20 protein-coding genes are annotated in these 21537 nt (G+C 69.3%); 1 reads left to right on the top strand and 19 read right to left on the bottom strand.

All coding sequences use genetic code 11. The features are described 5' to 3' along the window. The first annotated feature begins 35 nt into the window (after positions 1–35). Positions 36–734 (top strand): phosphoribosyltransferase, encoded by a 699-nt coding sequence (locus A5759_RS01945; protein ID WP_064393985.1) that lies wholly within the window; start codon positions 36–38, stop codon positions 732–734. On the opposite strand, the gene A5759_RS01940 is transcribed toward A5759_RS01945, so the two are convergent. From A5759_RS01940 to mraZ, 19 genes are all read right to left on the bottom strand, one after another. After that, the gene (locus A5759_RS01940; protein WP_068193125.1) at positions 731–1057 is read right to left on the bottom strand and encodes a hypothetical protein; all 327 of its coding nucleotides are present in this window, start codon (positions 1055–1057) and stop codon (positions 731–733) included. The two genes, A5759_RS01945 and A5759_RS01940, sit on opposite strands and share 4 nt — an antisense overlap. Before the next feature lie 25 nt (positions 1058–1082). Next, on the bottom strand, positions 1083–1880 hold the full coding sequence (locus A5759_RS01935) for a DivIVA domain-containing protein (protein WP_064393987.1): 798 nt from the start codon (positions 1878–1880) through the stop codon (positions 1083–1085). A 237-nt stretch (positions 1881–2117) separates the two neighbouring features. Then, positions 2118–2408, bottom strand: coding sequence for a YggT family protein (locus A5759_RS01930; protein WP_064349985.1), 291 nt, complete (start codon positions 2406–2408; stop codon positions 2118–2120). Positions 2409–2528: 120 nt separating this feature from the next. Beyond that, entirely contained in the window at positions 2529–3164 is a 636-nt protein-coding gene (locus A5759_RS01925) for a cell division protein SepF (RefSeq protein WP_066842717.1), read from the bottom strand. Between the two features lie 13 nt (positions 3165–3177). After that, positions 3178–3981: a YggS family pyridoxal phosphate-dependent enzyme gene (locus A5759_RS01920; protein WP_231984502.1), complete on the bottom strand. Its 804-nt coding sequence runs from the start codon at positions 3979–3981 to the stop codon at positions 3178–3180. Beyond that, positions 3978–4685 carry a peptidoglycan editing factor PgeF gene (pgeF, locus tag A5759_RS01915; RefSeq protein ID WP_064418308.1) on the bottom strand — a complete coding sequence of 236 codons (708 nt, stop codon included), beginning with the start codon at positions 4683–4685 and terminating at the stop codon, positions 3978–3980. Before pgeF ends, A5759_RS01920 begins: the two co-directional genes overlap by 4 nt. 19 nt (positions 4686–4704) lie before the next feature. Continuing rightward, a complete protein-coding gene (gene ftsZ / locus A5759_RS01910; protein WP_064349978.1) occupies positions 4705–5844 on the bottom strand; it encodes a cell division protein FtsZ in 1140 nt (379 codons plus the stop codon). Between the two features lie 211 nt (positions 5845–6055). Then, a complete protein-coding gene (locus A5759_RS01905; protein ID WP_068193122.1) occupies positions 6056–7024 on the bottom strand; it encodes a cell division protein FtsQ/DivIB in 969 nt (322 codons plus the stop codon). Next, on the bottom strand, positions 7021–8424 hold the full coding sequence (gene murC, locus A5759_RS01900; protein ID WP_066842860.1) for a UDP-N-acetylmuramate--L-alanine ligase: 1404 nt from the start codon (positions 8422–8424) through the stop codon (positions 7021–7023). Before murC ends, A5759_RS01905 begins: the two co-directional genes overlap by 4 nt. 38 nt (positions 8425–8462) lie before the next feature. Continuing rightward, on the bottom strand, positions 8463–9629 hold the full coding sequence (murG, locus tag A5759_RS01895; RefSeq protein ID WP_068193118.1) for an undecaprenyldiphospho-muramoylpentapeptide beta-N-acetylglucosaminyltransferase: 1167 nt from the start codon (positions 9627–9629) through the stop codon (positions 8463–8465). After that, on the bottom strand, positions 9626–11131 hold the full coding sequence (ftsW, locus tag A5759_RS01890) for a putative lipid II flippase FtsW (protein WP_197505926.1): 1506 nt from the start codon (positions 11129–11131) through the stop codon (positions 9626–9628). The genes murG and ftsW overlap by 4 nt, the downstream gene beginning before the upstream one ends. Positions 11132–11146: 15 nt before the next feature. After that, entirely contained in the window at positions 11147–12613 is a 1467-nt protein-coding gene (murD, locus tag A5759_RS01885) for a UDP-N-acetylmuramoyl-L-alanine--D-glutamate ligase (RefSeq protein ID WP_197505922.1), read from the bottom strand. After that, entirely contained in the window at positions 12606–13685 is a 1080-nt protein-coding gene (gene mraY / locus A5759_RS01880) for a phospho-N-acetylmuramoyl-pentapeptide-transferase (protein ID WP_064393994.1), read from the bottom strand. Before mraY ends, murD begins: the two co-directional genes overlap by 8 nt. Continuing rightward, on the bottom strand, positions 13682–15199 hold the full coding sequence (gene murF / locus A5759_RS01875) for a UDP-N-acetylmuramoyl-tripeptide--D-alanyl-D-alanine ligase (RefSeq protein ID WP_068193108.1): 1518 nt from the start codon (positions 15197–15199) through the stop codon (positions 13682–13684). The genes mraY and murF overlap by 4 nt, the downstream gene beginning before the upstream one ends. Next, positions 15196–16713, bottom strand: coding sequence for a UDP-N-acetylmuramoyl-L-alanyl-D-glutamate--2,6-diaminopimelate ligase (locus A5759_RS01870; protein WP_064393996.1), 1518 nt, complete (start codon positions 16711–16713; stop codon positions 15196–15198). The genes murF and A5759_RS01870 overlap by 4 nt, the downstream gene beginning before the upstream one ends. Before the next feature lie 66 nt (positions 16714–16779). Then, positions 16780–18687 carry a penicillin-binding protein 2 gene (locus A5759_RS01865; RefSeq protein ID WP_064393997.1) on the bottom strand — a complete coding sequence of 636 codons (1908 nt, stop codon included), beginning with the start codon at positions 18685–18687 and terminating at the stop codon, positions 16780–16782. Continuing rightward, the gene (locus tag A5759_RS01860; protein ID WP_082961913.1) at positions 18684–19754 is read right to left on the bottom strand and encodes a hypothetical protein; all 1071 of its coding nucleotides are present in this window, start codon (positions 19752–19754) and stop codon (positions 18684–18686) included. Before A5759_RS01860 ends, A5759_RS01865 begins: the two co-directional genes overlap by 4 nt. Further along, positions 19751–20911, bottom strand: a complete 1161-nt coding sequence (gene rsmH / locus A5759_RS01855; RefSeq protein ID WP_174523513.1) for a 16S rRNA (cytosine(1402)-N(4))-methyltransferase RsmH — start codon at positions 20909–20911, stop codon at positions 19751–19753. The genes A5759_RS01860 and rsmH overlap by 4 nt, the downstream gene beginning before the upstream one ends. After that, a complete protein-coding gene (gene mraZ / locus A5759_RS01850; protein ID WP_059098924.1) occupies positions 20886–21317 on the bottom strand; it encodes a division/cell wall cluster transcriptional repressor MraZ in 432 nt (143 codons plus the stop codon). Before mraZ ends, rsmH begins: the two co-directional genes overlap by 26 nt. Positions 21318–21537 lie beyond the last annotated feature (220 nt).

The following is a 21537-nucleotide window of genomic DNA, read 5'->3' as shown; positions in this document are numbered from 1 at the left end:
GATTGCTTCAGGGTGGGGTACCCACGGTCGTAGTCATGAACGGATGGAGCGGGCTCGCCCGCCGAAGCGGCAAACGCCTGTATCAGGACCGCCGGGAGGCCGGCGAGGTTCTGGCCCGCGAGTTGTCGTCTTACCGCGGTCACGATGTGGTGGTGTTGGGACTCGCGCGCGGCGGCGTTCCGGTCGCCGCGCAGGTGGCCCGCTCGCTGCAGGCTCCCCTCGATGTCTTCCTGGTCCGCAAGCTCGGTGTGCCGCAATGGGAGGAGCTCGCGATGGGCGCGCTGGCCAGCGGGGGCGGTGTCGTCGTCAACGACAACCTCGTGCGCAACCTGGGCATCGGTGACGAGGCGATGCAGGCCGCGATCGCTCGCGAGACCGAGGAGTTGAACCGGCGCGAGCAGGCCTATCGCGGCGACCGCCCGCCTCCCGAGTTGACGGGCAGGACGGTGATCCTGGTCGACGACGGGATCGCCACCGGAGCCAGCATGCTCGCCGCGGTGCGTGCCGTGCGGTCCAAGAACCCGGCGCGGATCGTCGTCGCCGTCCCGGTCGGACCGCCGTCGGCGTGCCGCGAGCTAGCCAAGGAAGCCGACGACGTCGTCTGCGCGAGCATGCCGCAGGGATTCGAGGCCGTCGGCCAGGTGTTCGCCGACTTCCATCAGGTCAGCGACGACGAAGTGCGCGACCTGCTGGCCCCCGGCGAGCCGGATCAGCAAGGGCGCCAAGGGAATTAGCGGCGGTCTTCGCCGGAGTCGGCTTGTTCGACGACCGTGGTCTCGTCGTCGGCGCCGGGCTCGCCCGCGTACTCGGGTTGCTCCGCGACGGCCTCGTCGTCGGGATAGTCCTCGTAGTACTCCGGATCGACATCGGTCTGCGCGTCGGGCGCCGCGTCGGCCTTGCGGCCCGAGCGCTCCCGCACCGCATCCACGATCAGCAGCACCACACCGATCACGCTGGCCGCAATACAGACCCAGGCGATCAGTTCATTGCTGGTGACGACGGCCGTCACCAGTGCCGCGAGGCCGATGACGGCGAGGACGAGCGCAACGATCAGCATTGATCAACCCTAGGCCAAAGCGGGTTCAGTTGTTTCCCCGGTTGAACTGATTGAAACCACCGCCGTCGTTTCCGGCGCTGGAGTCGACGGGCGCGGCCGAACCGCGCTGGCCGAGCTCCTCGAGCTGGGACTCCAGATAAGTCTTGAGCCGGGTGCGGTATTCGCGCTCGAACGTGCGCAACTGTTCGAGGCGGCCCTCCAGCACGGTGCGCTGCTGATTGATGGTGCCCATGATCTCGGAGTGCTTGCGCTCCGCGTCCGCCTGCAGGGCGTCGGCCTTCTCCTGCGCCTGGCGCAGCTGCGCCTCGGACCGGGTCTGGGCGTCGGCGAGCATCGCGTCGGCGCGCTGGCGAGCATCGGCGACGGTGGTCTCGGCGGTCTGCCGCGCCTCGCTCACCAGGGCATCGGCCTGCGCCCGCGCATCGGCGAGCAGCTTTTCCGACTCGGCCTTCGCGGTGCTGGTCAACCGGTCCGCGGTGTCCTGGGCCAGGCTCAACACCTTGGCCGCCTTCAACGCCTGGTCCTCGCTGGGCTGCGACGAAGGCGCCTCATAGGCCGGCTGCGGAGTCGGAGCAGGCTCGGGGGCGGGCTGCTCGTAGACCGGCATGGCCTGTGTCGACTGGCTTCCGCCGGAGCCGGAAGCCAACTCCTGCTCCAGCTCGGCGACACGCTGCCGAAGATCCGCGTTCTCCTCGATGAGGCGCGTCAGCTCGTTCTCGACCAGATCGAGGAACGCGTCAACCTCATCCTCGTTGTAGCCGCGCTTGCCAATGGGTGGCTTGCTGAACGCGACGTTGTGAACGTCGGCGGGTGTGAGCGGCATTGTCGCCCCCTTGAAGTCTGGACAGTCAACCGGTCTCAAAGTGTAGAGCGTGGGTGGAACGTAACTGGCGTCCATCCTGTCACACCAGACGCGGCCGTAGCAGAAGAGGATGAAATTAAGAGCGAATTTCAAACACGGCCGGACACGCGGCGACCATTTCGCCGCTCAATTTCTTGCCGGCAAACGGCCCGGTCTCCACTCACCGGGAGAGCCGATTCCGTCTGGCTCGATGCGGTCTCAGGCCGCCGCGCCGAAGGCCAGTTGCATGCCGATGAAGGCGACGAGCAGCAGCACCATGATCGACAGGTCGAAGCGCACCGCACCTATCGTGAGCTGGGGAATGAGCCGCCGCAGTAGCTTCACCGGCGGATCGGTCAGCGTCATGATGATCTCGAGGATCACCACGGTGGCGCCCTTCGGATGCCAGTCCCGGGAAAACGACCGGATGAACTCGACCACAACCCGCGCGATCAGCAGCAGCCAGAAGACGAACAGGGCGAAGCCCAGGATTTCGAAAAAAAGCGACAACGCGGACGGTCCTCACTACGGGCTCAGATGTGACGTTTACTACAGGCTTGATACAGGCAAGTCTCGCCCGAGACCTCTCAAGCCCGCACGCGACGCCAGCCTACCCGTCTGTGAGACGACCTATTGATAGGAGTAGAAGCCGGCCTCGGCGATGCGGCGCCGCTCCTCGGCCGTCACGTCGATGTCCGCCGGCGACAGCAGGAACACCTTGGTGGCCACCTTGTCGAACGATCCCCTCAGCGCGAAGGCCAGGCCTGCGGCGAAGTCGACGAGGCGCTTGGCATCGGCGTTGTCCATCGACACCAGGTCCATGATCACCGGGGTTCCGTCGCGGAACCGTTCGCCGATCGTGCGGGCCTCGCTGTAGTCCTTCGGCCGCAGCGTGGTGATCTTCGCCAGCGGGCTGCCGGCCTCGAACAGCTCGGCCATCCTGCGGGGGTCCATGGCCAGCGCGCCGCGGGTGGCGCCGCGCATCGGGGCGAAACGGGGTGCCGGGCGCTCGAACTCGCGCGGTGCGCGCAGTCTCGGCTCGAAGCGGTCCTCGTAACCGCGGTAACCGCCCGGCGCATCGTCGTAGTCGCGGTCGTCGTAACCGCGGTGGCCCGGGCCGTACCCGTCGTCGTCGAAGTGTTCGTCTCGACTACGGCGCGAATATCCACGTGAGGCGCCGCGGTCGTCGTCCTCGTAGTACTCGTCGTCGTAGTCGTCCATCGGGGCCATACCGAAGTAGGCCTTGACCTTGTGAAGTGTGCTCATCGTTCGACCCTTCTCATGCCCTGGACTCTGGTGTCTGTGATGAAGATGTGACTGGAGTGACTACTTCTGGTGACGGTAAAGGACGTTGTCCCAATAACGCGGTACCGACACGCACACATGTCGAGCCGTGTTTGACCGCCGCTTCGAGATCGTTCGACATCCCGGCCGACAGCTGAAGGCGCTGCGGGTAGCCGGCCTGCACCCGCTCGTACTCGGCGTTCACGCGCGCGAACGCCGCGTCCGCATCCTCGCCGAGCGGAGGGATCGCCATCAGCCCGGCGAACTCCAATCCCGATGCGGCGTGCGCGGCGGCGCACAATTCGTCGACCGAATCGGGTTCGTCGATGTCGACGCCGCCGCGGCTTTCGTCCCCATCGAGGCTCAGCTGGATGAAGACGCGCAGCGGTTGGTTGCGCCTGCCCTCGTCGAGCGCGGCGGACGCCGCGTGGCTCAGCGCGTCGATCAATTTCCGGGTGTCGACCGAGTGCGCCGCATACGCCCAGCCGGCAATGGATCGCGCTTTATTGCGCTGTATCCGGCCGACCATGTGCCAGCGAATGGATCCGACATCGGGAATGGCGGCGATTTCTCGGACTTTATTCGACGCTTCCTGTTCGCGTGATTCGCCGAAAGCCTCACAACCCAAACGGCGAAGAATAATGACATCGTGGGCGGGAAAGAATTTGGTTACCGGTAACAATTCAATGTCGGTGATATCGCGCCCTGCGGCCTCGGCGGCGGCGGCCAGGCGTTTGCGCACGGCCGCCAGCGCTTGGCTCAGCTCGACTTCGCGGGAGGACGGCACGGTGTCGCTCACTCCATCCACACCAGTGAGGCGAACCGCCCGGTCGGGGCGTCGCGGCGATGGCTGAACAAGTTGCGGTCCTCGATCGTGCAGCGAGGGTCGACGTCGATGGCGGTGACACCCAAAGTCGTTAATTGCCGGTGGATTCCGGCTCGCAGGTCCAGCGCGGGTGTGTTCTTCGCGCTCATCGTGCGGCTGCCGGGCAGCGCGGTCTCGACCTCGGCGGCCATGGCCTCGGGGACCTCGTAGTTGCGCCCGCTGGCCGCCGGTCCGAGCAACGCCGAGATGTCCTCGGCGTGCGCGCCGAGCGACAGCATCGCCTCGACGGTGCGCGCCACGACGCCGTTTTGCGCACCGACGCGCCCGGCGTGCACGGCGGCCACCACACCGGCGCGCGCGTCGCCCAATAAAACGGGAACGCAATCGGCGGTGACCACCGCCAAAGCCAACCGCGGTGTGGCGGTGACCAATGCGTCAGTTTTGTCGACCGGATGATCCGTGGCGTCGTCGACCACGGCGACGTGATCCCCGTGCACCTGATTCATCCACACGATTGCGTCATCGCCCAATCCGATGGCGCCGCCGAGCCGTTTGCGGTTGGCGGCGACGGCCTGCGGATCGTCGCCGACGTGGTCGCCGAGGTTGAAGGTGTCGAACGGCGGCGCGGAGACGCCGCCGGCCCGTGTCGTGGTCACGCGCCGTATGCGAACCGTCACGGTCGCCAGTATTGCCGGATCAGTGGCGCATGAACGGCGGCACGTCGACGTCGTCGTCATCGTCCCCGCCGATACTGACCGTCGCGCCGTTGGTGTGTACCGGCACGCTCGCCGGATCCGCGGGCTCGAACAGCGATGTGCTCACCTTGCCGGCCTTGCCCGGGGTGATGCCCTGCCCTTCGGCCGGGCTGACCACCGGTTTGCGTCCAGGACCGGCGGAGTCGAAGCCTGCGGCGATCACGGTGACCCGCACCTCGTCGCCGAGCGAGTCGTCGATGACCGTGCCGAAGATGATGTTGGCATCGGGATGGGCGGCGTCCTGCACCAGCGACGCGGCTTCGTTGATCTCGAACAGGCCCAGATCGCTGCCGCCGGCGACCGAGAGCAGCACACCCTGCGCGCCCTCCATCGACGCCTCCAGTAGCGGCGAGTTGATCGCGATCTCGGCGGCTTTGAGCGCACGGCCGTCGCCGCGTGCCGAACCGATGCCCATCAGCGCGGTGCCCGCCCCGCTCATCACGCCCTTGACGTCGGCGAAGTCGACGTTGATCAGGCCGGGTGTGGTGATCAGGTCAGTGATCCCCTGCACGCCGTTGAGCAGCACCTCGTCGGCGCTGCGGAACGCGTCCATCAGCGAGACCGCAGCATCGCCCATCTGCAGCAGCCGGTCGTTGGGGATCACGATGAGCGTGTCGCAGCTCTCCCGCAACGCCTGGATGCCGTTCTCGGCCTGGTTGCTGCGCCGCTTGCCTTCGAACGAGAACGGCCGCGTCACAACGCCGACGGTCAACGCGCCGAGCTTGCGCGCGATCGACGCCACCACCGGAGCGCCACCCGTGCCGGTGCCGCCGCCCTCGCCCGCCGTGACGAACACCATGTCGGCGCCGCGCAGCAGCTCCTCGATGTCGTCCTTGGCGTCTTCGGCGGCCTTGCGCCCCACTTCGGGATCGGCGCCGGCGCCGAGACCGCGCGTGGAATCGCGACCGACGTCGAGCTTGACGTCGGCGTCGCTCATCAACAACGCCTGTGCGTCGGTGTTGATGGCGATGAACTCCACGCCCTTGAGGCCTTGCTCGATCATCCGGTTGACGGCATTGACGCCGCCGCCACCGATGCCGACCACCTTGATGACGGCGAGGTAGTTATGTGGGGGGGTCATCGCGATCCCTTCCTCCCAAGTTGTCCGACGACACGCCGAGCCTTGGCAAACCCTAAACCTCAACCAGAGGGTTATAGTTATGTCAAGTTGTTCCGCGCAACCAGAACGGTAGGGCGAGGTCGCGACCTAGCGACGCAGGCGCGCCGACACGCGCGACAAATTTTCGTGCAACTTCGCGCTGGACTCGCAACGGCGAGTTGGACGCAGAGACTCACTTCACGGTCGGCAGGTCGGGACTCGACACGTCGTAGGTCTTGCCCGGCTGGGTGAGCAACGCCCCGAGTTTGAGCGCCTTCTCCTCGGTCCGGTCAGTGGTTCCCCACACCACCTCCCTGCCGTCGATGAGCTGCAGGGTGATGGACGCGACCGAGGGCGCCGCGATGCGGGCGACCTGCGCGGCGACCTCCGGGCGCAGCGACGTCATCACCTGCAGCGCCGCTTTGGTCGGTGCGTCGTTGGGACCGGGATTGTCGGTGTCGAGGTAGGGCACCCCCGGCGGCGGCGGGCCGATCGCGAAGTCGACGCCGTCGCGGTCGAACAGGTGCGGTCCATCCGGATAGTCCTTGACCACCACCGGAACTCGCTCGACGACGGTGATCCGCAGGGTGGACGGATACTGGCGCTGAACACGTGCGCTGGCGATCCGCCGGATCGCGGCCACCCGCTCGGCGACGTTGTCGGTGTTCACCTGCAGCAGCGGCGTGCCCGGCGCGACGGCCGCCGCGGCGACGATCTCCTCCTGCGTCACCGCGCCCACACCGGTGACCACCGTGTTGCGCACCGCCATGACCGGAGTGAAGTACAGCAGCAGTCCGAGCCCGACGACGATGACGCTGATCAGCGCCGACCACATCAGCACCTTCAGGCCGCGGACCGTTCCCCTCCGCAGTTTGCGGGTGTCGCCCGCGGGCTTGCCCAGTGCGCGCCGCTTGGCCTCCCTGCGGGCCTGCTCGATCGCCGTGGCGCGGGCTTGAGCCGCGCGGCGCTCCTCACGCTCGCGGCGCGCGCGCCGGCGCGGGCCTTCGAAATCCGGTGTCTGATTAGATGTTTCAGAGTCTGGCGACGTTTCGGAGTCCGGCGGCGACTCCGCGTCTTGCGGCGTCTCATGCGACTGCGGCGCATCCTCCCCCGGCTCGGGCGCCTCCGAGGACTCCGGGTCACGGTCGATCGGCCCGGTCATCGCGACCCCGGTGTGCTCCGGTTGGCCTTGACGCGCAGCGCGGTGAGGATCTCCGGGCCGAGCATCGTGACGTCACCGGCGCCCATCGTGACGACGACATCGCCCGGTGCGGCGGCCTCGGCCACCCGCGCTGAGACCGCCGAGAAGTCGGGCACATAGGTTCCCGGCACGCTGACGTGCTCGACGATGCTTGCTCCGCTGACCCCGGCGATCGGCTGCTCGCGGGCGGCGTAGACGTCGAGCACGAACACTTCGTCGGCACCGTCGAGTGCCTGCCCGAACTCGCGGGCGAATGTCTGTGTGCGCGAATACAGGTGCGGCTGGAAGACGACGATCGAACGACCACCGGCCTGCTCGGTGACGGTGTGCAGCGCGCCGAGCGTGGCGCGCACCTCGGTCGGATGGTGCGCGTAGTCGTCGAAGACCCGCACGCCGTTCGCCTCTCCGACCAACTCGAACCGGCGCCGCACCCCTTCGAAACCGGCCAGCCCGTCGAGTACCGCATCGACCGGCGCGCCCGCTTCGATCGCGGCGAGCATCGCGCCGATCGCGTTGAGCGCCATGTGTCGTCCCGGCACCGCGAGGCGCATCACCCTCGGGTGCGGTTCGTCGGCGAACTGGATGTGCGCCACCGCCCCGGTGTCGTGCTGCTCCCAATTCAACAAGGTGCCGTGCAGCGCTCGGCTCGGGTCGCTGCCGTAGCGCAGCACGCGGATGCCCAGCTCCTCGGTGCGCTCGGCCAGCCCCGCGGCGCCGGGGTCGTCGGTGCAGACCACAAGCGCGCCACCGGGTTTGAGGCGTTCGACGAAGTCGTCGAACACGGCGCCGTAAGCTTCGGCGCTTCCGAAGAAGTCGAGATGGTCGGCCTCGATGTTCGTCACCACCGCGACATCGGGGCTGTACTCCAGCAGTGAGCCGTCGCTTTCGTCGGCCTCCGCCACAAAGACGTCACCGCTGCCGTTGTGGGCGTTGGTGCCCGCCTCGCCGAGGTCCCCGCCCACCGCGAACGACGGGTCGAACCCGCTGTGCTGCAACGCCACGATGAGCATCGACGTCGTCGTGGTCTTGCCGTGGGTGCCAGTCACCATCAGCGTGGTGTGACCCGCCATCAGCTTGGCCAGGACCACCGGCCGCAGGATCACCGGGATACCGCGCCGACGGGCCTCGACCAGTTCCGGATTGGTCTTCGGGATGGCGGCGTGGGTGGTGACGACGGCGGTCGGCCCGTCCGGCAACAGGTCCAGCGAGGAGGCGTCGTGTCCGATCCGGATCGCGGCACCGCGGGCCCGCAACGCGGCCACCGCGCGCGACTCCTTGGCATCAGAACCCGACACCAGCCCGCCGCGGTCGAGCAGGATGCGCGCGATACCCGACATGCCGGCACCGCCGATGCCCACCATGTGCACCCGCTGCAGCTCCTCGGGCAGCGATTTCGGTTTCACCGCAGACCCTTTCGGGACTCGGCTTGTGCCACCTCGATGGCGATCTCGGCGACCCGCCGTGCCGCGTCGCGGTGACCGGCCAGGGCGGCGCCCGCCGTCATCGTCTGCAACCGGCCGGTGTCGGTGAGCAGGTCGACGACGGTCTCGGCGACGAAACCCGGCGACAGGTCGGCGTCGTCGACGATCAGCCCGCCCCCGGCCTCGACGACGGGAAGTGCGTTGAGCCGTTGTTCGCCGTTGCCGATCGGCAGCGGAACGTATACCGCGGGCAACCCGACCGCGGTCAGTTCGGCGACCGTCATCGCTCCCGACCGGCACATCGCGACGTCGGCGGCGGCGTACGCCAGGTCCATCCGGTTCAGATAGGGCACAGGGACATACGGCGGGTCGCCGTCGGCGGGCTCGCGCAAATCGAGGGTGTTCTTGGGGCCGTGGGCGTGCAGCACCGAGATACCAGCCGCCGCAAGGTCTTTGGCGGCGCCCGAGACGGCCCTGTTCAGCGACTGCGCGCCCTGCGACCCGCCGAACACCAACAGCACCCGGGCGTCAGGGGCGAAACCGAAGTGGGCGCGCGCCTCGGCCCGCAACGCCGTGCGGTCCAGCGAGGTGATCGCCGCGCGCACCGGAACCCCGACCACCTCGGCTGGCTTGCCCAGTCCAGGGTCGGCGACGGCCGAGAGCACCCGTCGTGCCGAACGGGCACCGACGCGGTTGGCCCAGCCCGCGCGAGCGTTCGCCTCGTGCACCACCACCGGCACGCGCTTGCTTCTGCGCACGCTTCGCGCGGCCAGATAGGCGGGCAACGCGACGTAACCGCCGAAGCCGATCACCACGTCGGCCTCGACCTCGTCGAGCAGCGCCCGGGTCTGGCGCACCGCCCGCCGCACCCGCAGGGGCAGGCGCAGGAGGTCGCCGGAGAGTTTTCGGGGCAGTGGCACCGGCGTGATCAGCTCGAGGTGATAGCCGCGTTCGGGGACCAGCCGGGTCTCCAGGCCCCGCTCGGTGCCCAGAGCGGTGATCCGCGCGTCGGGCACCAATTCGGTCAGGGCGTCGGCCACCGCCATCGCCGGTTCGACGTGTCCCGCGGTACCACCGCCCGCGAGGACCACGGAGACTCCCCGGTCGTCCCCCGGCCGCCGAGGGACGGGACCCGTGTCGTTCACCCGTAACGCTGACCTTCCAGTGCGCGCCGCCGGCTGCTGTCCGCGCGGCCGCCTCCATGATGCCTTGCCGCCCGGGCCGACTTACCGGCCGTCTGGCGTTTGCGGGCGGACTTGGGTGTCTGTTTGGCCGCGGGCTTGGGCGCCCGGGTGCGCTTTCCCGCCGGGGGTTTACCGGGTCGCTCCGAACCGCGCTTGTTGAGCCGGTCGCGCACCGCCTCGGTCCGCGACGGCACGTAGGGCGCGGGCAGCGGCAGCCGCAGCAGCCTGTTGACCCGGTCGTCGCGCCCGGCCCGCAACGCCGCCACCGCCTCGGGTTCGTGCCGCGCCGCGCTCGCCATGATGCCGATCATCAGAAGTGTTGTCGCCGTTGAGGTTCCACCCGCCGAGATGAGGGGCAGCTGCAGCCCGGTCACGGGAAGCAGGCCCACCACATAGCCGACGTTGATGAACACCTGGCCCATGATCCACAGCGTCGCAGTGGCGGTGAGCAGGCGCAGGAACGGGTCCGCGGAGCGCCGCGCGATGCGCATCCCGGTGTAGGCGAACAGGCCGAACAGGCACAGCAGGCCGCCAGCTCCGATGAAGCCGAGTTCCTCGCCGATGATCGCGAAGATGAAGTCGTTGTGCGCGTTGGGCAGGTAGTTCCACTTGGCCGCGCCCTGACCCAGGCCGTCGCCGAACACACCGCCGTTGGCCAGCGCGAACCGTGCCTGACGGGCCTGATAGCCCGAACCCTGTGTGTCGGCGGCGGGGTTCAACCAGGACTGCACCCGCGCGGACCGGTACCCCTCGGCCATCGCCAGCACCGCGGCCGACACCACGACCATGAACAGCGAGGACACGAACACCCGCAGCGGCAGGCCCGCGTACCAGAGCAGGCCCAGCAGGATGATGCCCAGCGACACCGTCTGCCCGAGGTCGGGCTGGGCGACGATCAGCGCCAGTGCGACGAATGCGGCGGGCACCAACGGGATCAGCATCTCCCGCAGCGAGGCCTGCTCCATGCGGCGCGCGGCCAGCAGATGCGCGCCCCAGATGGCGAACGCGATCTTGGCCAGTTCGGAGGGTTGCATCGAGAACCCCGCGACCACGAACCACCCACGCGAACCGTTGGCTACGGTGCCGATTCCCGGGATCAGCACCAGGATCAGCAGCACGATGGTGAGCGCGAAGCTGGAGAAGGCCATGCGTCGCATCAGTTGCACCGGGATCCGCATCGCGACGTAGAACCCGAACAGCCCGATGACCGTCCACAACACCTGCTTGGCGAAGACGACCCACGGCGACCCGTCCTGGTCGTAGGAGTACACCCCCGACGCCGACAGCACCATCGTCAGCCCCAGCGTGGTCAGCAGCGCGGCCACCGCGATGATGAGGTGGAACGACGTCATCGGGCGGCCGAGCCACGCCCCGACCCGGGTCCGATGCCCGGCGGTCGCGGGCACCGGTTCGGCCGGTTTGTCTTCGGTGCCCGCCCTGCGAAGCCGCAGCCGGGTCAGGATGGTGGTCATCGGCGACTATCGGGTCAGGGCGCGCACGGCGTCGGCGAACGCGTCGCCGCGGTGACTGTAGCCACTGAACTGGTCGAAGGAGGCGCCTGCGGGAGCCAGCAGCACGGTGTCGCCGGACCGGGCGAGGCCGCGGGCGGCGTCGACCACTGCGGCCATGATCGCGTCACCGGATTGCGTTCCCTCGAGCCTGATCACATGAGTAACAGGATTAACATCCGACCCATTTGTCCCTTGCACCCCAAAATCCTCCCCCGTCACAACCTCGATGACGGGGACATCCGGGGCGTGTCGCGATAACGCCTCGGCGATCAGGGCCCGGTCGCGGCCGATCAACACCGCTCCGACCAGCCGATTCGACATCGAAGTGAGCAGCTCCTCGACCGAGGCTCCCTTGAGCAGCCCACCGGCCACCCACACCACTCGCGGGTACGCGGCGATCGATGCCCCCGCGGCGTGCGGATTGGTCGCCTTGGAATCGTCGACGTACGTGACGCCGTCGACGGTGCCGATGACCTCGGCGCGGTGCCTGCCCACCCGGAAACCGGCGAGCGCGTCGGCGATGGCGGCCGGGGGCACGTCGACCGCGCGGGCCAGCGCGGCGGCACCGAGCGCGTTGAGCACCCCGACCGGGCCGGCCACCGCGATCGATGCGGCATCGGCCAACCGCACACCGGTCCCGAACGCGTTGTCGACCAGCGCGCCGTCCACCACGCCCAGTTCGCCGGGGCCTGGCTCCGCCAGCCGGAACCCGACGCGCGTCGGGGCCGCCGCCGTGTCCAGCAGGCCCGCCGCCACCGGGTCGTCGAGTCCGACCACGGCGACGCGGCCGTCGAGCACCCGGGCCTTGGCACCGGCGTAGGCGGCCATGGACCCGTGCCAGTCGAGGTGGTCCTCGGCGACGTTGAGCACCACGCCCGCGTCCGGCCGCAGCGACGGCGCCCAGTGCAGCTGGAAGCTGGACAGCTCCACCGCCAGCAGGTCGGACGGTTCGGCGAGGACGTCGATGACGGGGTTGCCGATGTTGCCGCACAGCACCGCGTTTCGCCCGGCGGCGACGAGCATCGCGTGCAGCATGGACGTGGTCGTGGTCTTGCCGTTGGTCCCGGTGACGACGAGCCAGCGCCGCGACGGCCCGAACCAGCCCGCCCGGTCCAGCCGCCAGGCCAGTTCCACGTCGCCCCAGACAGGCACGCCCGCCTGTGCCGCTGCGGCCAGCACAGGAGCGGTCGGCGCGAATCCGGGACTGGTGATCACGAGCGCGTATTGGCCGATGGTGGCCTGGGCCTCGGCGGTGGTGACGACCCTCGCGGGCGTGATCAACCGCTGCAGCGCCAGCGGATCGTCGTCGCAGATCGTCAACCGCACGCCGGTGGGCTCCAGCACGGCGCTCACCGAGCGGCCGGTCAGGCCCGCGCCGGTCACCAGCACCCGGGCGCCGGGGACCAGCGGCTCGAGATGCGTCATGTCAGGCACCGACGGTCGTCAGCCACTCGCTGTAGAACAACGCGACGCCGAGCCCGCAGGCGATCGCCGTGAGCAACCAGAACCGGATGATCACCGTGGTCTCGGCCCACCCCACCAGCTCGAAGTGATGGTGGAACGGCGCCATCCGGAACACCCTGCGGCCGGTCGTGCGGAACGCCAGGATCTGCACGACGACCGAGACCACCTCGGCGACGAACAGGGCGCCGAGCACCACGGCCAGCATCTCGGTGCGGCTGGCCACCGACAGCCCGGCGATGATGCCGCCGAGCGCGAGCGAGCCGGTGTCGCCCATGAAGATCTTGGCGGGCGCGGCGTTCCACCACAGGAATCCGATGCAGGCGCCCGCGGTGGCCGCGGCGATGATCGCCAGGTCCAAAGGGTCGCGCACGTTGTAACAGCCCAGGCCCGGACTCGTCGCGCAGGCGTTGCGGAACTGCCAGAACGTGATCAGCACGTAGGCCGCGCACACCATCGCCATCGCGCCCGCGGCCAGCCCGTCCAGCCCGTCGGTGAAGTTGACCGCGTTCGACCACGCGCTGACCACCACGATGCAGAACAACACGAACAGTGCGGGCGGCAGTGTGACCGTGGCGATCTCGCGCACATAGGACAGTTCGGCGCTGCCCGGTGTCAGCCCGTCGGCGTTGCGGAACTGCAGGGCCAGCACGCCGAAGATCACCGCGGCGGTCAGGATGCCGACGGTTTTGGCGGTCTTGTTGAGCCCGAGGTTGCGCGAGCGCCGGATCTTGATCAGGTCGTCGACGAATCCGACGACGGCCAGGGCGCTGGCCAGAAACAACACGAGAAGGCCGGAAGCCGACGGTCCCCGGCCGTCGATCACGACGCCCACGAGGTGCGTTCCCAGGTAGCTGGCCCAGATGCCCGCGACGATCGCCACGCCGCCCATCGAGGGGGTGCCGCGCTTCTTGGCGTGGGTGGGGGGCCCGTCCTCGCGGATCTCGTGGCCGAACCCCTGCCGGGTGAACAGCCGGATGAGCACCGGGGTGAGCAGGATCGAGACCGTCAGCGCGATGCCGACGGCGATGAGGATCTGCCTCATGCGTGCGGGTCCCGGACGTCGGCGGGCCCAAGATCGACCAAAGCTTCGGCCAGCGCGCCGAGTCCGGCCGCGTTCGACGCCTTCACCAGCACCACGTCGGACGGTCGCAGTTCAGCGCGCAGGAGGTCCAGCGCCGCGTCGGCGTCGGCGACCATGGTGGCCTCGGCCCCCCACGATCCCTCCATCACCGCGCCGTGGTGCATGGCGCTCATAGTCCTCCCGGTTCCGACGACGATGAGTCGTGACACATCTAAGCGCACGGCCAGTCGGCCGATGCGGTCATGCTCGGATATCGCGTCGTCGCCGAGTTCGGCCATCTCGCCGAGCACCGCCCAACTGCGGCGCCGGCCCCCGCCCACGCGGGCCATCCACGCCAGCGCCTTGAGGCCCGCGCCCATCGAGTCGGGATTGGCGTTGTAGGCGTCGTTGATGACGGTGACGCCGTCGCTGCGGGTGGCGACCTGCATGCGGTGTTTGGACACCGGACCCGCGGTGGCCAGCGCGGTGGCGACCTGCTCGAGGGAGGCGCCGCACTCCAGCGCCACGGCCGCCGCGCACAGCGCGTTGGACACCTGATGGTCCCCGTGTACGGCCAGCGCGACGTCGACGGACCCGGCACCGGTGTGCATGCTGAACCGCGGCCTAGCCAGCTCGTCGAGCGTGATCGCTTCGGCCCACACGTCCACGTCGCGGCCGCCCCGCTCCCGCGACACAGCCACGATGCGCGCGGGTGTCTTGGCGGCCATCGCCGCCACCGCGGCGTCGTCGACGTTGAGTACGACGGCCCCGGATGCTGGAACTGCTTGTGGCAGTTCGGATTTGGTTTCGGCGATGGCCTCCCGCGACCCGAATTCGCCCAGGTGTGCGGTGCCCACGTTGAGCACCACCGCGATCGAGGGCGGGGCGATCGCGGCCAGCGCGGCGATGTTGCCGCGATGCCGTGCCGACATCTCCAACACGAGGAAGTCGGTGGACCGCGTCGCGCGAAGCACTGTCCACGGATGTCCGAGTTCGTTGTTGAACGAACCCGGCGGTGCGATCACCTCGCCGAGCGGAGCCAGCACCGCGGCGACCAGGTCCTTGGTCGAGGTCTTACCCGACGATCCGGTGATTCCGATGATCGTGAGCCCGCCCGCGACGAGTTCTGCGGCGACCGCACCGGCCAGCTTCGCCAACGCCGTGAGTACCGCTGCACCCGAACCGTCGGCGTCGTGTTCGAGCACGCCCGCCGCGCGGTCGGACGTCTCCGGTGTCGGGTCGACGACGATCGCAGGCACCCCGACCGGCCGGGCGGCCAGTACCGCCGCCGCGCCGGCCTTCACCGCCGCGGCGGCGAAGTCGTGTCCGTCCGAACGGGCTCCCGGCAGCGCGAGAAACAGACCGCCGGGTGTGACGGCCCGCGAGTCGAACTCGACGGTGCCGGTGACCCTGGTGGTCGCGGCGTCCGCTTCGGAGATGTCGGCGAGGCGGCCGCCGACGATCTCGGCGATCCGGGCCAGCGTCAGGTCGATCACGGCAGCGATCCCCGTGCCTCGAGGGCGCGCGCCAACTCCTCGCGGTCGTCGAAAGGTCGGGTGATCCCGGCACCGGTCTGCCCTGCCTCGTGGCCCTTGCCCGCGACGAGCACGACGTCCCCCGGTCGCGCCCACGCCACCGCGTGCTCGATCGCGGCGCGGCGATCGCCGATCTCGACGACCTCCGCACGGCCCATCGCGCCGGCCACGATCGCCGCGCGGATCTCGGCAGGGTGCTCGTCGCGCGGATTGTCGTCGGTCACCACCACCAGATCCGCCAATTCGGCGGCGACGCGGCCCATCGGGCCGCGCTTGCCGGGATCGCGGTTGCCGCCCGCCCCGAACACGACCGCCAAGCGGCCGTCGGTGTCTGCCCGCAACGTCTCCAGCACGGCCTGCAGAGCACCGGGCTTGTGCGCGTAGTCGACGACCGCCAGGAAATCCTGCCCGCGCTCGACGGGCTCCATCCGCCCCGGCACCGTCGCGGTGCGCAGACCGGGCACGGCTTGTTCGGGTGACACCCCGACCGCGTCGAGCAGCGCGATCGCGAGCAGGCAGTTGGCCACGTTGTAGCGCCCCGGGAGCCCGATCTGCAGGTGGTGGTGCACACCCGCCGGGTCCACCGCGAAGAACTCCTGTGCGTTGCGGCCGACCGTGCGGATGTCCTCGATACGCCAGTCGGCGACTCTGCCCGTCGCGCTGACCGTCACGGGCTCGCGCGCCAGCCTGGCCATCTCCCGGCCGGCGTCGTCGTCGACGCACAGCACGGAAAGCTCTGCGCGGTTGGGAGATTCGGGAGCGAACAGTCGCGCCTTGGCCTCGAAGTAGTCCCGCATCGTCGGGTGGAAGTCGAGATGGTCGCGCGACAGGTTGGTGAACCCGCCGACCGCGAAGCGCACCCCGTCGACGCGGCCGAGGGTGAGCGCGTGGCTCGACACCTCCATCACGACGGTGTCGACGCCCTGCTCGACCATCACCGCGAGCAGCGCCTGCAGGTCGGGTGCCTCGGGCGTGGTGAGGACGCTGGCCTGGTCGCGGCCGTCGATCCGGATGCCGACGGTGCCGACGAGTCCCGCCACCCGCTCCGCCGACCGCAGCCCGGCCTCCACCAGATAGGTGGTGGTGGTCTTGCCGGAGGTGCCGGTGACCCCGATGACGCGCAGCCGCTCGGACGGCCGCCCGTACACCTCCGCGGCCACCGTGCCCAGCACCGACCGCGGATCCGGGTGGACCACGACCGGGATGTCCGCATCGGACCCCAACAGCGCCAGGCCGTCGGGGTCGGTGAGGATCGCTGCCGCACCGCGTGCGACCGCCTCGGCGGCGTAGCGGCCGCCGTGTGACGACGCCCCCGGCAGCGCCGCGAACAGGTCACCCGGTTCGACGTCCCCGCTGCGCAGCGTGACGCCGGTGACGCGGATGTCCGGTACGGCACCGCTCGCGGGCACCGCCTGGACCTGCCCGGCCAGCGGTCCGAGCGCCGCGCCGGCGGGATGGCTGGGTCGCAGGTTCATGGCGTTGACACAGTACCCAGTCGCCCTCGCGGCCCCTGTGACATATCGGGGCCGCCGGCACCATGGTCAGTCGGCTACCAGGGTCAACCGCGAGTCGGGATCCGGCGACAGCGGCACGTTCTCGCGCTGCAGCAGCCAGGAGGCGATGTTGTGAAACAGCGGCGCCGACGTGGTGCCGGGCTGGCCGTCGGCCGTGCGCTGCGGGTGGTCCATCATGATGGCCACGACGTAGCGCGGGTCGTCGGTGGTGGCGATGCCTGCGAACGTGATCCAGTAGACGTCGCTGTAGTAGCAGCCGCAGGCCGGGTTGATCTGCTGTGCGGTGCCGGTCTTCCCGGAGATCTGGTAGCCCTCGACGGCCGCCTGCGAACCCGTACCCTGCTGCACCCCTGTCGGGTCGCGCTGCACGGTTGCCCGCAACATGTGCCGCACGGTCTTGGCCGTTTCCGGTGAGACCACCCGGATGCCCTCGGGGCGAGGCTCGTCGGTGCGGGTGCCGTCGGAAGCGATAGTGGTCTTGACGATGCGCGGCGGGACGCGCACACCGTCGTTGGCGATGGTCTGATACATGCCCGCCATCTGCAGCAGGGTCATCGAAAGGCCCTGTCCGATGGGCAGGTTGGCGAATGTGCTGCCCGACCACTGGTCGATCGGCGGGACCAGGCCCGCGCTCTCACCCGGCAGGCCCACCCCGGTGCGCTGACCGAGGCCGAACTTGCGGACCATCTCGAAGAAGCGCTCAGGGCCGAGTCGCTGCGCCAGCATCAGCGTGCCGACGTTGGAGGACTTACCGAAGATGCCCGTCGTGGTGTACGGCATCGTCCCGTGCTCCCAGGCGTCACCGACCGTGACCCCGCCCATGTGGATCGACCCCGGCACCTGCAGGACCTCGTCGGGATGCGACAGCCCATACTCGATGACCGATGCGGCGGTGACGATCTTGTTGACCGAACCCGGTTCATATGGGGAGGACACCGAGGGGTTGCCCAGCTGGCGGTGTTCCTGCCTGCCGATGTCCTGGCTCGGGTCGAACGTGTTGTCGTTCGCCATCGCCAGTACCTCAGCGGTTTTCGCGTCGAGGACGACCGCAGAGACATTCTTGGCGCCGGACAGGTTCTTGGCCTGCTGCACCTGCTGCTGGACATAGAACTGGATGTCGTCGTCGATGGTCAGCATGACCGTGGAACCGTCGACCGCGTCGTGGCGGTTGCGGTAACTGCCCGGGATGACCACGCCGTCGGACCCGCGATCGTAGGTGATCGATCCGTCGGTGCCCGCGAGCACGGCATCGAGCGAATCCTCCAGCCCCAGCAGCCCGTGTCCATCCCAGTCGATGCCGCCGACGATGTTGGCCGCCAGCGAGCCGCCCGGATACTGGCGCAAATCCTGGCGCTCCGAACCGACCTCGGGGAACTTCTTGGTGACCGCCTCGGCGATGGCGGGATCGACCGCGCGGGCGAGATAGACGAACGTCTCGTTGCTCTTGAGCTTCTTGAGCACGGTGGCCGAGTCCGGCTTGTTGTTCAGCCGCAACGCCACCTCGGCGGCGATGTCGCGCAGCCTGCGGTCGGGTTCGGGCGCCTCGGTGCTTTTCGCCCTGGCCTCCTCCAACTGCTTGCGGACCTTCTGCGGCTGGAAGGTCAGCGCGCGCGCCTCGATGGTGAAGGCCAGCTTGTCGTTGTTGCGGTCGACGATCGCCCCGCGAACGGCCTTGTCGACGTCGGTGACCTTGAGCTGGCTGGCCGCCTCGGCCCGCAATCCGTCGGCGCGGGGCACCTGGAGATGGAACAGCTGCCCCGCCGCGACGATCAGGACGAGGAAGATCGCCGCGTTGCCCACGCGATGCCGGAACACGAAAGAGGCACTGCGCAGCCCGGTTTCAGTGATCGGAGCGCGCGTCCGCCGCGCTTTGGCCGAGCGCTCCTGAGGGCCGGCGGCCGGTGCGGCCTTGCGGGGCCGACGCTCGCGACTCATGCGCCGGGACCCGCCGGAGGAACGACCGCGGGGGGCACGACCGCGGGAGGCACGACCGCCGGGCTGAACTGTTCGGCGCCGGGCACGGGACCCGGCAGCACCTGCGGGTTCGGGATGTGCAGGGCGTCGGTCGGGGCCATCGGCGCCGCCGGCGGGACCATCGGCCCCGGTGCGGCACCGGGCACCGGCGGCTGACCCGGGAGCGCCTGCGGCGCCGCCGGGATAGCCTGCGGCACCGCGGCGCCGGGCACATTCGGGGTGGGCACATTCGGGGTGGGCGCCGTACGCGTCGGCATCCGGACGGTGACCTCGCGGGGATCGACGACCCGCGGCGCGGGCGGCCGCGGACCGGGTGGGGGCGCCTGCGGGGTCGCGTCGGGCAGCGGTGTGTTCAGCGGCGGTGGCGGAACGCCCTCCGCCGGCTTGGGTGTGCCGACCACCACCCAGTTACCGGCCGGGTCCTGTACGAGGTGTGCGGTGTCGCGGGACGGGATCATCCCGAGCTCGCGTGCCGCTTCTGCCAACGCCGGGGCGGCCTGCGCCTCGAGCACGTCGCGCTCGAGCGCTTCCTTCTGTTGCAGCAGAGCCTGATTCGTCTCGCGAGCGTTGCCCAGTTGATAGGACCGCTCGGCGGCGTCGGTGGACAGCCACAGCGTCGTGCCCAGGCCCACTCCCAGCGCGCCGATCACCAGCACCACGAACGGCACCCTGGCCACCAGCGCCCGCGGGCTGAGCTCCACCGAGGCCAGTTTGACGATGATGCGCTGGCGTAATGGTGTCCGAACGACCTTTGGCGCCTTGGCCTTCCGCGCCTTGGCACGCGCCTTGGCCTGGCTGGCGTTCTTGGGCCTGCTCGGTGCGCCGGTCGGGCGCGGGATGGGGTTGGTCTGCGGCGCTGAGCGCTGCGGTCGCTGCTCGCGGGTCGGCTTGCGGCGCGCCTGCGCGTCGGCTGAGCGCCGCTGAGCGCCGGTGCGCCGTCGTTCGTCGGCGCTGCGCACCGCTTTTGCCCGCTTGGCCGGCTTGGCCGGTTTGCGCTGTTTGGTCTGCTTGGCCTGCTTGGCGTTCACCTGGGTGCCCCCACCTTCTCCAGTGCTCGTAGCCGCACAGGTGCGCTACGCGGGTTCCGTTCGATCTCCTCGGGAGCTGCACGCTCGGCACCGCGAGTCAGTGCGACGAACTCCGGCTCGTGACCCGGCAGTTCCACCGGTAAGCCGGGCGGCGTCCTGGACGCCGTTGCGGAGGCGAAGGCCGCCTTGACGATGCGGTCCTCCAGGGACTGGTAGGCCATCACGACGATGCGGCCGCCGGGAGCCAGAGCGTTCAGCGCCGCAGGCAACGCCTCGCGCAGCGAGTCCAATTCTCCGTTGACCGCGATGCGAAGCGCTTGAAATGTGCGCTTCGCCGGGTGGCCACCGGTTCGGCGCGCCGGCGCGGGAATCGCCTGGTACAGCAGCTCGACGAGTTCCCCGGTGGTTCGGAACGGCTGGCGGGCGCGCCTGCGGATGAGCTGGGCGGCGATCCGGCTCGCGAAACGTTCCTCGCCGAACTCGCGCAGAAGCCGGGTCAGCGATTTCTGGTCGTAGGTGTTCACCACCTCGGCGGCGGTCAGTTCCGCGTCGGGATCCATCCGCATGTCCAGTGGCGCGTCGGCGGCGTAGGAGAAGCCGCGTTCGGTGCGGTCGAGCTGCATCGAGGACACGCCGAGGTCGAACAGGATTCCATCGGCATGGCTGGCCCGGTAGCGGTCGTCGCCAAGCACCCTGCCGATGCCGTCGTACCGCGTGCGGACCAGCATCACCCGGTCACCGAACCGCGACAGGCGCTCGCCGGCGATCCACAACGCGTTGGGGTCGCGGTCCAAGCCGATCAGCCGCAGACCGGGCAGTTCGGTCAGGAAGCGCTCCGCATGCCCGCCGGCTCCGAGGGTGGCATCGACGAGCACCGCACCCTCACCGTCGGAACCGCGCCGTGTCAGTGCGGGTGTGAGCAGCTCGACGCAGCGGTCCAGCAGGACCGGCACATGTCCGTGGTCGCCGCTGCGCCGTGCCATCGCCCTGTCTCCCTCGCCTCCACCCGAAATCCCTGCACCGGGGTCCCTGTCCGAGAGCGCGGACCTGACGTCGGGGAAGTACGCCAGGGCCGGTTCGGGCAGAGGCCGCGATGCACGGACTGGATGCCTGTGCCGGTCGACCGCCGAATCAGATGATGTCGTGCAGAGCTTCATCGGTGGCCGCGGAGAAGTTTTCTTCGTGGGTCTGCTGGTACTCCTGCCATGCGGTGGAGTCCCAGATTTCCAGGTAGTCGACCGATCCGATCACCACGCAGTCCTTCGAGAGGTTCGCGTAGCGGCGGTGATCAGCTGACAGCGTGATTCGGCCTTGTGCGTCGGGATGCTGTTCGTCGGTGGCCGCGGCCAGGTTCCGCAGGAATGCGCGTGCTTCCGGGTTGCTACGCGATGCCTGCGACGCCCGTCGGGCCAGCTTCTCGAACTCGGCGCGCGGGTAGACGGCAAGGCTGTGATCTTGGCTTTTGGTGACCATCAACCCTCCTGCCAGCGCGTCGCGGAACTTGGCGGGCAGCGTGAGCCGCCCCTTGTCGTCGAGCTTCGGCGTGTAGGTGCCGAGAAACATCTCGCCACCTCCCTGCCGATCAACAGAGCCCCGGTCGCTCCGTTGTCCGCCACTTTACCCCACAATCCCCCACCATCCACCATTTGCGCGTCAATTTTCCTGGTGAGTCCCCACCCCTCGCCCCACAGCCGACGTGGCGAGGGCGACAACGTCCCGGCGTCGAGCGCAACGGTGAAGAAAAGCGCAGGTGGACGCGGCGCGGGAGGCGGTGGGGTGAAGT

The sequence above is a fragment of the Mycobacterium sp. 852014-52144_SCH5372336 genome, from assembly GCF_001665615.1.
GTDB lineage: Bacteria > Actinomycetota > Actinomycetes > Mycobacteriales > Mycobacteriaceae > Mycobacterium > Mycobacterium neumannii_A.
The sequence above is the reverse complement of the archived record's forward strand: the minus strand, read 5'-3'. Positions and strand labels throughout refer to the sequence as shown.